We start from the raw sequence: 11,514 nt of genomic DNA, 5'->3' as shown, positions 1-11,514 counted from the left end.
GCCCGGCGGCTAGCGCAGGCGCAGCTTCCGCAGCGTCTTGAGCCCGGAAAGCATGCTCTCGACGTACTTTTCGTAGCCCTGCCCCGGCCGCGGGCCCATCACCTGCTTCTTCAGCACCGCCAGGTTCTGCCCGTCGGTGTACTTGAGCAGCCCCTGGTCGCCGTGGCGGGCGCCGACGCCGGAGTTCTTGACGCCGCCGGACGGGGTGCCCTTGGCCGCGTAGGCCGTCGCGAGGACGTCGTTGACGTTCACGTTGCCGGAATCGATGCGGGCCGCCAGCGCGCGGGCCGCCGGGACGTCGGTGCTCCAGACCGAGGCGTTGAGGCCGTAGTCCGTGTCGTTGGCCAGCGCGACCGCTTCGTCGACCGTGCGGTAGGTGTGCAGCGCCACCACCGGGCCGAACGTTTCCGTGACGCCGCAGAGCATGTCCTTCGTGACGCCCTCGAGGATCGTCGGCTCGAAGAACGCCGGGCCGAGGTCGGGGCGCGGCTTGCCGCCGCACAGCACCTTCGCGCCCTTGGCGACCGCGTCGTCCACATGGGACTTGACGCGGCGCATGTGGTCCACCGACACGAGCGAGCCCATCTCGGGGCCGAAGTCGTACGCGGCGCGGACGTCGAGGGCCTTCGCGCGCGCCACGAACGCGTCCTTGAACTCGGCGTAGCGGGACTCCGGCAGGTAGATCCGCTCGACGTGCATGCAGATCTGCCCGGTGTTGCCGAACGCGCCGAACACCGCGCCCTGCACCGCTTCGCCGATGTCCGCGTCGTCCAGCACGATCATCGGGTTCTTGCCGCCGAGTTCGAGGCAGCAGCCGATGAGGTTGCGCCCGGCCCGCTCGCCGATGACCTTCCCGGTGGCCGTCGAGCCGGTGAACATGACGTAGTCGGCCTGGTCGATCAGCGTCGGGCCGACGTCCGGGCCCTCGCCGCAGACGACCTGGAACAGGCCTTCCGGCAGGCCGGCTTCTTCCAGCAGCCGGATGCCGTAGAGCGGGGAGAGCGCTGTCTTGTTGTCGGGTTTCAGCACGACCGCGTTGCCGGCCATCAGCGCCGGGACGGCGTCGGAAATGCCGGTGGCGAACGGGAAGTTCCACGGCGCGATGATGCCGACGACGCCCTTGGGCCGCCGGACCTCGGTCGAGGACGTCACCAGCGGCACCGGCCCGCCGCGCTTGACCGGCGCCAGCAGCTTGGCCGCCCGCTTCAGGTAGTGGCTCATCACCATCGGCGGGTCGCAGGTCTCCTCGATCGCCATCCGCCGGTTCTTGCCGCTCTCGACCTGGATGAGGTCGGCGATGTCCCGCGCGTGGTCCACGAACAGCGTGTGCGCCCGCTTGAACACGGCCAGCCGCTGCTTGACCGGCGTGGCGGCCCACTTCCGCTGCGCCTCGCGCGCCACGGCGAACGCCCGCTCGATGTCCTCGGGGCTCGACTGCGGGAGCTCGACGAGGACGTCGCCGGTGTAGACCTCGGTCAGCTTCCAGGTCGAGCCGGCCGAACCCGGGACGCGGGCGACAAGCCGGTCTAGGAAGGCGCCGGTCACCGACGCCGGGCGGGTGAGGCCGACCGGGGTGAGGGTCATGACCGGCTCCCGAGGACGAGCTGTGCGCCCATTTCGCCGATCATGATGCAGGGCGCGTTGGTGTTGCCGCCGGTGATCGACGGCATGATCGAGGCGTCGCAGACGCGCAGCGCGTCGACCCCGCGGACCTTGAGGTCGGGCCCGACGACGGCGAGCTCGTCGACGCCCATCCGGCAGGTACCGACGCCGTGATAGACCGACGTCGCGCGGTTGAGGATCGCGTCGCGCAGCGCCTGGCCCTTGAGGTGCTCGCCGGGGTGGATCTCCTCCTTGACGGCGCCGCCGAAGGCCTTCGAGGCCATGATCTCGCGGACCATCTCGGAGCCTTCGCCGAGCACTTCGAGGTCGGCCGGGTCGGCGAGGTACTGGAAGTCGATGAGCGGCGCGGCCGTGGGGTCGGCCGAGGCGAGCCGCAGCGTACCGCGGCTCTTCGGGTAGATCAGCGTGGTGAGCACGGTCAGCGCGCCCCGCTTGTCGACCGCGTGCCGGATCGGGGCGTCCTGGTTCGGCGAGACGTACGCCCAGGGCAGCAGGTGCAGCTGCAGGTCGGGGACGGCTTCGGCCTGAGACGTGCGTAGGAAGGCGACCGCCTCGAAGACCGAGTTGGCCAGGAAGGTGGAGCCGGGCCGCAGCAGCTCCTTGGCCAGGCCGCGGGCGAAGAACGGCGCCGTGCCGCGGAGCTTGCTGGAGGAGACCTGGAAGGTCAGCGCGTGGAACATGTGGTCGTGCAGGTTGTCCCCGACGGGCAGGTCGGCGACGACGTCGATGCCGTGTTCCTTCAGGTGCTCGGCGTGGCCGACCCCGGAGAGCATCAGCAGCTGCGCGGACCCGACGACCCCGGCGGCGAGGATGACCTCCTTGCCCGCCCGGATCGTGCGCTGGCTCCCGTCGGCGTCGACGACCTCGACGCCGGTGGCACGGCCGTTCTCGATGAGCACCTTCTTCGCCAGCACGCGCGACTGGAGCTGCAGCGACGACGGCGCGTGGTGGAGGTAGCCGCGCGAGGCGCTGTAGCGCAGGCCGTCGGCGGCGTTCTGCTGCATCCGGCTGACGCCTTCTTGGGACTCGGCGTTGTAGTCGTCGAGGATCTCGCAGCCGATCGCGTCGGCGGTGGCCTCGAGGAACTGCAGGGTCCCTTCCTGCGGGATCTTGTTGCGGGTGATGCGGATGGGCCCGCCGGCGCCGCGGAAGGCGTTCTCGCCGTCCTCGAAGTCCTCCATCCGCTTGTAGGCGGCGTTGACGCTGTCGGCGTCCCAGCCCTCGTTGCCCTCGGCGGCCCAGGAGTCGAAGTTGGCGCGGTTCCCGCGGACGTAGACCATGCCGTTCACGGAGCTGGACCCGCCGACGACCTTGCCCCGCGGCACCGGCATCCGGCGATCTAGAACGTGTTTCTGCGGAACGGAGTAGTAGCCCCAGTCGACGATCTTCTTCAGCTGCGGCACCGCGTGCATCGGCGCGACCATGCCGGGCTTGGTGACGAGCAGCTGCTCGTCGCTCTTGCCCGCTTCGAGCACGATCACGCTGGCTCCGGACTGCGCCAGCCGCCCGGCAACCGCCGCACCGGAGCTCCCCGACCCGACGACGACGTAATCGGCTTCGTCGCCGCGCGGCGCCCGCTTCGCCATTTCCGCTCCTCGGTCCGCCCGGACACGTAAACTGTAACGTGTTCTAGTCAGGCAACCGTATAGCGTCAAGCCCCGGAAGCGCAACGGTCACCGGCGCGGGCCGGTCGCCGACGCCGGCGACGCCATGAACGACCCTTTCATGACGTCCGACGACAGGGTCCCGGCAAAGTCGGGCAGCACGGCCGATCCGCCCATCCGCGACGTCATGAACGAGTCGTTCACCTCGTCCGACGACATGAACGACCCTTTCACGGCCTTCCCGCGACGCCCGGCAGACCGCTCGACTGCGACTTTGCCGGGACCCTGGCGTCCTACGAGGTGAACGACTCGTTCATGTCGTTCGCGGGCCGGCCCGCACGAGCCGAGCCCGCTCCGGAAGCGCAACGGCCCCCATGCAGTCCACCGGCCGGCGCGTGAAGGTCTTGAATGAGTCATTCAGGACCCCCGAAGACCTGAATGACTCATTCAAGACGTCAGGCCCGCGAGCGCGACGGCCCCGGGATCAGCCAGCCACCAACGCTGGCGACGCCATGAACGACCCTTTCATGACGTCCGACGAGATGAACGACCCTTTCATGCCGTTCGCGAGCCGGCCCGCACGAGCCGAAGCTCAGCCCCAGGTCAGGAACCGGTAGTGCAGCCCGGTCGACGACTCCAGCCACTCCCCCACGGACTCCGCCGCCCGCCCCACCTCGGGCGCGTACGTGTCCCCTTCGAAAGACTCCCGGATCTCCGTCACCACGACCCGGTCCGCGACCGACAGCGCGGCCGCGTACACCGCCGCCCCGCCGATCACCCACACATCGCCCGACACCGCCGCCAACGCCAAGGTCAGCGACGGAAACGTCTCCGCCCCCTCCTGCGGGGTCCGCGAAAGCACCAGGTTCCGCCGCCCCGGCAGCGGCCGAAACCGCGGCGGCAGGGACTCCCACGTCCGCCGCCCCATCAGCACCGCCGCGCCCGCCGTCACCTCGCGGAAGTGGCGCAGGTCCTCCGGCAGGTGCCAGGGCAGCTGCCCGTCACGGCCGATGACGCCGTTCGACGACTGGGCCCAGATCAGCCCGATCACACCGCCACCGGGGCCTTGATGCCCGGGTGCGGGTCGTAGCCCTCGACCGAGAAGTGCTCGTACGTGTAGTCGAACAGGCTCTCCGCCGGCTTCAGCCCGAGCACCGGGAACGGCCGCGCGTCGCGGGCGAGCTGGGTGCGGACCTGGTCGACGTGGTTGTCGTAGATGTGGCAGTCGCCGCCGGTCCAGATGAAGTCGCCGACGCCGAGGCCGACCTGCGCGGCGATCATGTGGGTCAGCAGCGCGTAGCTGGCGATGTTGAACGGGACGCCGAGGAACAGGTCCGCGCTGCGCTGGTACAGCTGGCAGGACAGCTTGCCGTCGGCGACGTGGAACTGGAAGAACGCGTGGCACGGCGGCAGCGCCATCCGGGGGATGTCGGCCACGTTCCACGCCGACACGATGATCCGCCGCGAGTCGGGGTTCTCCCGCAGCGTGCGCAGGACCTCCGCGATCTGGTCGACGTGCCCCCCGTCCGGGGTAGGCCACGAGCGCCACTGGACGCCGTAGACCGGGCCCAGGTCGCCGTCGTCTCCCGCCCACTCGTCCCAGATCGTCACGCCGTGCTCGCGCAGCCAGCCGACGTTGGCGTCGCCGCGCAGGAACCACAGGAGCTCGTACGCGATCGAGCGGAAATGGACCTTCTTCGTGGTGATCAGCGGGAAGCCGTCCGACAGGCGGTAGCGCAGCTGGTGCCCGAAGATCGACCTCGTGCCCGTACCAGTACGGTCCCCCTTGCGGGTTCCCGTTTCGAGCACGTGGCGGAGGAGGTCTTCGTACTGCGTGTCCGGCATGCCCGCGAGCCTAGTACCCGCCCCCGCGACACCACCGGGTGGAACCTGCGCCATAACTTGACTCATTCCAGATACGGTCCTAGGGTCGGCCGTGATGTCCGACTACGAAGCGCAGTTGCGAGCCGTCTCGCTCCGCGTGACGCGGCCCCGGCTGGCCGTGCTCGCGGTGCTGCGCGAAAACCCCCACGTCGACACCGAAACGGTGATCGACCTGGTGCGCGCCGAGCACCCGTCGGTGTCGCACCAAACGATCTACGATGTGCTGCGTGCGCTCACCGACACCGGTCTGGTGCGGCGCATCCAGCCCGCCGGTGCGAACGCCCGCTACGAGTCACGCGTGGGTGACAACCACCACCACGTCGTGTGCCGCTCCTGCGGGGCGATCGCCGACGTCGACTGCGCCGTCGGCCACACCCCCTGCCTCACCGCCTCGGACGACCACGGTTTCGTGATCGACCAAGCGGAGGTCGTCTACTGGGGCACCTGCCCCGACTGCGCGGCCGAACGCACCCGAAATGATTCGCCGCTCTCGGAAGGAAGTAAATGAGCTCCACCCAGGACAACGCCCCGTCCAGCGCGCAGGGCGTGGACCAGAAGGCGGCGGCCGGTTGCCCGGTCGCGCACGACTCCGTGACCTCGCACGGAAGCGAGAGCGAGAACCCGGCGATCGACTCCCCGACGTCGAAGACGGGCGGCCGTCCGCGCACCAACAAGGACTGGTGGCCCAACCAGCTCGACCTGACCGTGCTGCACGCGCACTCGTCGAAGAGCAACCCGCTGGGCGAGAAGTTCGACTACGCCAAGGAATTCGCGAAGCTCGACGTCGAGGCCCTCAAGCAGGACATCGTCCAGGTGCTGACCACCTCGCAGGACTGGTGGCCCGCCGACTTCGGCCACTACGGCGGCCTGATGATCCGGATGAGCTGGCACGCCGCGGGCACCTACCGCATCCACGACGGCCGCGGCGGCGCCGGTGACGGCGGGCAGCGCTTCGCCCCGCTGAACAGCTGGCCGGACAACGCCAACCTCGACAAGGCCCGGCGCCTGCTGTGGCCGGTCAAGCAGAAGTACGGCCAGAAGATCTCGTGGGCCGACCTGCTGGTGCTGGCCGGCAACGTCGCCCTGGAGTCGATGGGCTTCAAGACCTTCGGCTTCGGCTTCGGCCGCGTCGACACCTGGGAGCCGGAGGAGATCTTCTGGGGCCCCGAGGACGACTGGCTGGGTGACGAGCGCTACGCCAGCGACACCGAGATGGTGCCGGAGCTCGGCGCGACCGAGATGGGCCTCATCTACGTCAACCCCGAGGGTCCCCGCGGCAGCGCGGACTTCAAGGCCGCGGCGAGCTTCATCCGCGAGACCTTCGCCCGGATGGCGATGAACGACGAAGAGACCGTCGCCCTCATCGCCGGCGGCCACACCTTCGGCAAGACCCACGGCGCCGGCGTGGCCGACGACCACGTCGGCCCGGAGCCCGAGGGCGCCCCGCTGGAGGCCCAGGGCCTCGGCTGGCTGAACACGCTCGGCAGCGGCAAGGGCCCGGACCAGATCACCAGCGGTCTCGAGGTCACCTGGACCGACAAGCCGACCGAGTGGAGCAACCGCTTCTTCGAGATCCTGTTCGGCTACGAGTGGGAGCTCACCACCAGCCCCGGCGGTGGCAAGCAGTACGTCGCGAAGGACGCGCCGGAGATCATCCCGGACCCGTTCGACCCGAACAAGAAGCACAAGCCGACGATGCTGACGACCGACCTGTCGCTGCGCTTCGACCCGATCTACGGCCCGATCTCGCAGCGGTTCAAGGACAACCCGGACGAGTTCGCGCTGGCCTTCGCCAAGGCCTGGTACAAGCTGCTGCACCGCGACATGGGCCCGGTCAGCCGCTTCCTCGGCCCGTGGGTCGCCGAGCCGCAGCTGTGGCAGGACCCGGTCCCGGCCGTCGAGGGCGAGCTCGTGGGCGACGCCGACATCACCGCCCTCAAGGCGAAGGTGCTCGACTCGGGCCTGTCGGTCGCGGAGCTGGTTTCGACCGCGTGGGCGTCGGCCGCGAGCTTCCGCGCCACCGACAAGCGCGGTGGCGCCAACGGCGCGCGGATCCGCCTGGAGCCGCAGCGCAACTGGGAGGTCAACCAGCCGGAGCAGCTCGGCAAGGTCCTGGAGGTCCTCGAGGGCATCCAGCGCGAGTTCAACGAGGCCGGCGGCGCGCAGATCTCGCTCGCCGACCTGATCGTGCTGGCCGGCTCGGCCGCCGTCGAGAAGGCCGCGCGCGACGCCGGCGTCGAGACGACCGTGCCGTTCCACCCGGGCCGCACCGACGCCTCCCAGGAGCAGACGGACGTCGACTCGTTCAAGGTGCTCGAGCCGCGGGCCGACGGCTTCCGCAACTACCTGCGGGCCGGCGAGAAGCGCCAGCCGGAGGTCCTGCTGGTCGACCGCGCCTACATGCTCGACCTGACCGCGCCGGAGATGACGGTCCTGGTCGGCGGCCTGCGGGCGCTCGGCGCGAACCACGGCGGTGCGGCGCACGGCGTCCTCACCGACCAGCCGGGCGTGCTGACCAACGACTTCTTCGCCAACCTGCTCGCGCCGGGCACCAAGTGGAAGGCGTCGGAGTCGGCCGAGAACGTCTACGAGATCCGCGACGTGTCGACCGACGAGGTGAAGTGGACCGCCACCGCGGTCGACCTCGTCTTCGGCTCGAACTCGCAGCTGCGGGCCCTCGCCGAGGTCTACGCCAGCGACGACGCCCGCGAGAAGTTCGTGGGCGACTTCGTGGCGGCGTGGACGAAGGTCATGGAGCTCGACCGCTTCGACCTCGCCTGATCGCGACGCCAAGGCCCGGCCGGTCCACTGTGGACCGGCCGGGCCTTCGGCGTTCAGGACCGGGCGGCCGCCTCCGTGAGGGCGCGGCGGGTGAGCACCCGGGCCAGGTGACGGCGGTACTCCGCGGTCGCGTGCGGCTCGTCCGGCGGGTTCGTGCCGTCGGCCGCCAGCGCCGCCGCGTCCGCGATCGACGCGCCCGACGCCAGCGCCTCCTCCGTGGCGGTGGCCCGCAGCGGCACGCCGCCCATGTTGATCAGGCCCACCCGGCCGCCGGTGACGGCCACGCCGACCATCGCCCAGTCGATCGCGCGGCGGGTGAACTTCTGGAAGCCCCAGCCCTGCCCGGTCTGGCGGGGCAGCCGGACCTCGGTGAGCAGCTCGTCGGGCTCCAGCGGCGTCGTGAACGGGCCGAGGAAGAACTCCGCCGCCGGGATGCGCCGCTCCCCCGCCGGGCCGCGCGCGACCAGGACCGCGTCCGACGCCAGCACCGCCGCGGGCAGGTCGGCCGCCGAGTCGGCGTGCACCAGCGAACCGCCGATCGTGCCGCGGTGGCGGACCTGGCGGTCGCCGACCTCGCCGGACACCCGCGCCAGCAGCGGCGCGTGCTCCCGCAGCACCGGGTCCTGCTGGAGGTCGTGGTAGCGGGACAAGGCGCCGATCACGACGTCGCCGCCGTCGAGCCGGACGTACCGCAGCTCGTCGACCGGGCCGATGTCGACCACGTACTCCGGCGCGGCCAGCCGCAGCTTCATCAGCGGCAGCAGGGAGTGCCCGCCCGCCAGCACCTTGGCCTCGTCGCCGTGCTCGGCGAGCCTGGCCAGCGCTTCGTCCACTGTGGACACGCGCTCGTAGCGGAATTCGGCGGGGATCACCGGTCCACCTCCTGGCCCGAAGCGTCGATCACGGCGCTGACGATGTTGTGGTAGCCCGTGCAGCGGCAGAGGTTGCCCTCGAGCCCGGCCCGGACCTCGTCGCGGGTCGGCTTCGGGTTGTCGTTCAGCAGCGACACCGACGCCATGATCATCCCCGGCGTGCAGAACCCGCACTGCAGGCCGTGCTGCTCGCGGAACGCCCGCTGCACCGGGTGCAGCGACCCGTCCGGCTCGGCCAGCCCCTCGACGGTGGTGACGGCGTGGCCGTCGGCCTGCGCGGCCAGCACCGTGCAGGACTTCACCGACTCGCCGTCGAGCAGCACCGTGCAGGCACCGCAGGACGTCGTGTCGCAGCCGATGTTCGTCCCGGTGAACCCGGCGGTGTCGCGCAGGAAGTGCACCAGCAGCGTCCGGTCCGGCACCTCCTCGGTCACCGGCCGCCCGTTGACCTCGATCGAGACCTTCACCGCGCGCTTCCCTTCCCCGCTGCTTCCAATGCTTCCCAGACCCGGATCGGGGTCGTGGGCATGTCCACGTGGTGCACACCCCGCGCCGAAAGCGCGTCCACCACGGCGTTGTGCACCGCCGGCGTCGAACCGATCGTCGCCGCCTCGCCGATCCCCTTGACGCCCAGCAGGTTCCGGTCGGTCGGGGTGGCCATGTCGACGAGCTCGAAGTCCGGCAGCTCGGCGGCGGTGACGAACGAGTAGTCCGCCAGCGTCGCGGTCGTCGGGTTGCCGTCTTCGTCGTAGGTGACGACCTCCATCAAGGCCTGCGCCGCGCCCTGCCCGAGCCCGCCGTGGCGCTGGCCGCGGAAGGTGAGCGGGTTGACGATCGGGCCGGCGTCGTCGACCGCGACGATCCGGCGCAGGTCGACCTTGCCGGTCTCGGTGTCGACCTCGACCACCGCGAGGTGCGCGCCGAACGGGAACGTCGGCTTGCCGCCGCCGAACCAGACGTCGGCCGAAAGCTTGCCCTCGCCGGCCGTTTCGGCCACCTGCGCCCAGCTGAGCACGGTGCTCGACGGCGCGCCGCGGACCTGCCAGACCCCGCGTTCGGCGTCCAGCTCGAGGTCGTCCGCCGCCGCCTCCAGCAGGTCGGCCGCCAGCTCACGCGCCTGCGCGATGACCTCCTCCGCCGCCTGCCGGATCGCCGAGCCGCCCAGCTGCAGCGAGCGGGAGCCGAACGTGCCGACGGCCTTGGGCACCTCGTCGGTGTCGCCGTGGCGGACGGTGATCTTGTCCAGCGGGACGCCGAGCTGGTCGGACAGCAGCATCGCCAGCGACGTGCCGAGGCCCTGCCCGTGCGGCGAGCTGCCGGTCCACGCGACGACCGAGCCGTCCGGGTGGATGTCGACGCGGCCGCTCTCGCCACCGCCGTCGCCGCCGGTGATCTCGACGTAGGCCGCGATCCCCAGCCCCAGTTCGACCGGATCGCCGGCTTCGCGGCGCCGCTTCTGCTCGGCCCGCAGCTCGGCGTACCCGGCGGCGTCGAGGACCTTGTCCAGCGCCGCCGCGTACTCGCCGGTGTCGTAGGAGGCGCCGGTCGGCGTCTGGTACGGGAATTCCTCGGGCCGGATGAAGTTGGCGCGGCGGACGTCGGCGGGGTCCAGCCCGATCTCCGCGGCGAAGACGTCCATCCCCCGCTCGACCGCGGCGGTCGCCTCGGGGCGGCCCGCGCCGCGGTAGGCCGCGATCGGCGTGGTGTTCGTGACGACCGCGCGGCTGCGCGTCTCCACCTTCGGGAACCGGTAGACGCCGACGGCCATCAGCTCGGTCAGCGTCGGCAGGAACAGCGTCCGCGGGTACGCGCCGGCGTCCTGGACGACGTCGAGGCGGTAGGCGAGGACGGTGCCGTCGCGCTTCCCGCCGATCGTCACGGTGTTGAGCTGCCCGCGGCCGTGCGTCATCGCGGTGAGGTTCTCGCTGCGCGACTCGACCCAGCGCACCGGGCGCCCGATCTCCTTGGCGGCCCAGCCCAGCACGGTCGCTTCGGGGTCGGCGCCGATCTTCGCGCCGAAGCCGCCGCCGACGTCGGGGGCGACGACCCGGACGTTCTCTTCGCCCACGCCGAGGCTCGCGGCCAGCTGCGTCCGGGCGATCTGGGCGTTCTGGGTCGACAGCCAGACCGTCAGCCTGCCGTCTTCGCCCCACGCGCACGAAGCACCGCGCACTTCGAGCGGCGCGGGCGCGACGCGCTGGTTCACGATCGTCTGCGAAACCACGACCTCGCACCCGTCGAAGATCGCGTCGTCGAACTCGGCCACGCCGTTGACCTGCACGACGTTGCTGCCGGTTTCGGGGTACAGCAGCGTCTCGTCCGCCAGCGCGGCGCCGATGCTCGCGACCGCGTCGAGGGGGTCGTAGTCGACGTCGACCAGCTCGGCCGCGTCGGCCAGCTGGTAGCGCTCCTCGGTGAGGACGAGCGCGACCGGTTCGCCGACGTAGCGCACGACGCCGTCGGCCAGCCACGGTTCCTGCACCGGCCCGGCCGCGTGCCCGCCGAGCCCGAGGTCGGCGGCGGTGAACACGCCGAGCACGCCCGGCGCCGCCTTCGCCTCGCTGACATCGATGCCCTCGATCCGCGCGTGCGCGATGGGGCTGCGCACGAACACCGCGTGCGCGGCGCCGGAAAGCGCTTCCTCCCGCAAATCGTCCACGTAGGTGCCGCCCGCGGTGATCAGGTTCTGATCCTCCTGGCGGACGACCCGGGTCCCGACAATGCTCATCTGGTCTCCTGCTCGCCGTTAC

The 11,514-nt window shown here is 71.0% G+C and carries 10 protein-coding genes; 2 read left to right on the top strand and 8 right to left on the bottom strand.

All coding sequences use genetic code 11. From position 1 onward, the window contains the following. Nucleotides 1-9 precede the first annotated feature (9 nt). The 5 genes from EIY87_RS40595 to EIY87_RS40580 form a co-directional block, all read right to left on the bottom strand. Nucleotides 10-1,584 (bottom strand): succinic semialdehyde dehydrogenase, encoded by a 1,575-nt coding sequence (locus EIY87_RS40595; protein ID WP_125315277.1) that lies wholly within the window; start codon nucleotides 1,582-1,584, stop codon nucleotides 10-12. Continuing rightward, nucleotides 1,581-3,209 carry a GMC family oxidoreductase gene (locus tag EIY87_RS40590; protein WP_125315276.1) on the bottom strand — a complete coding sequence of 543 codons (1,629 nt, stop codon included), beginning with the start codon at nucleotides 3,207-3,209 and terminating at the stop codon, nucleotides 1,581-1,583. The genes EIY87_RS40595 and EIY87_RS40590 overlap by 4 nt, the downstream gene beginning before the upstream one ends. Nucleotides 3,210-3,296: 87 nt before the next feature. Further along, on the bottom strand, nucleotides 3,297-3,446 hold the full coding sequence (locus EIY87_RS47905; RefSeq protein WP_158641451.1) for a hypothetical protein: 150 nt from the start codon (nucleotides 3,444-3,446) through the stop codon (nucleotides 3,297-3,299). 373 nt (nucleotides 3,447-3,819) lie between these two features. Further along, a complete protein-coding gene (locus tag EIY87_RS40585; RefSeq protein ID WP_125315275.1) occupies nucleotides 3,820-4,278 on the bottom strand; it encodes a dihydrofolate reductase in 459 nt (152 codons plus the stop codon). Beyond that, on the bottom strand, nucleotides 4,275-5,072 hold the full coding sequence (locus EIY87_RS40580; RefSeq protein WP_125315274.1) for a thymidylate synthase: 798 nt from the start codon (nucleotides 5,070-5,072) through the stop codon (nucleotides 4,275-4,277). The genes EIY87_RS40585 and EIY87_RS40580 overlap by 4 nt, the downstream gene beginning before the upstream one ends. A gap of 94 nt (nucleotides 5,073-5,166) precedes the next feature. Here EIY87_RS40580 and EIY87_RS40575 point away from each other — a divergent pair, with 94 nt between their 5' ends. Both EIY87_RS40575 and katG read left to right on the top strand, forming a co-directional pair. Next, a complete protein-coding gene (locus EIY87_RS40575) occupies nucleotides 5,167-5,619 on the top strand; it encodes a Fur family transcriptional regulator (RefSeq protein WP_086857501.1) in 453 nt (150 codons plus the stop codon). Next, the gene (gene katG / locus EIY87_RS40570) at nucleotides 5,616-7,892 is read left to right on the top strand and encodes a catalase/peroxidase HPI (protein ID WP_125315273.1); all 2,277 of its coding nucleotides are present in this window, start codon (nucleotides 5,616-5,618) and stop codon (nucleotides 7,890-7,892) included. Before EIY87_RS40575 ends, katG begins: the two co-directional genes overlap by 4 nt. 53 nt (nucleotides 7,893-7,945) lie before the next feature. On the opposite strand, the gene EIY87_RS40565 is transcribed toward katG, so the two are convergent. Genes EIY87_RS40565 through EIY87_RS40555 form a run of 3 tightly spaced genes read right to left on the bottom strand, consistent with a single transcriptional unit; the run spans nucleotide 7,946 to nucleotide 11,492 of the window. Next, nucleotides 7,946-8,764, bottom strand: coding sequence for an FAD binding domain-containing protein (locus EIY87_RS40565; protein ID WP_125315272.1), 819 nt, complete (start codon nucleotides 8,762-8,764; stop codon nucleotides 7,946-7,948). Continuing rightward, nucleotides 8,761-9,231 (bottom strand): (2Fe-2S)-binding protein, encoded by a 471-nt coding sequence (locus EIY87_RS40560; protein WP_125315271.1) that lies wholly within the window; start codon nucleotides 9,229-9,231, stop codon nucleotides 8,761-8,763. The genes EIY87_RS40565 and EIY87_RS40560 overlap by 4 nt, the downstream gene beginning before the upstream one ends. Continuing rightward, nucleotides 9,228-11,492, bottom strand: a complete 2,265-nt coding sequence (locus tag EIY87_RS40555; RefSeq protein WP_125315270.1) for a xanthine dehydrogenase family protein molybdopterin-binding subunit — start codon at nucleotides 11,490-11,492, stop codon at nucleotides 9,228-9,230. Before EIY87_RS40555 ends, EIY87_RS40560 begins: the two co-directional genes overlap by 4 nt. Nucleotides 11,493-11,514 lie beyond the last annotated feature (22 nt).

The sequence above is a fragment of the Amycolatopsis eburnea genome (genome assembly GCF_003937945.1).
Taxonomy (GTDB): Bacteria; Actinomycetota; Actinomycetes; order Mycobacteriales; family Pseudonocardiaceae; genus Amycolatopsis; species Amycolatopsis eburnea.
The sequence above is the reverse complement of the archived record's forward strand: the minus strand, read 5'-3'. Positions and strand labels throughout refer to the sequence as shown.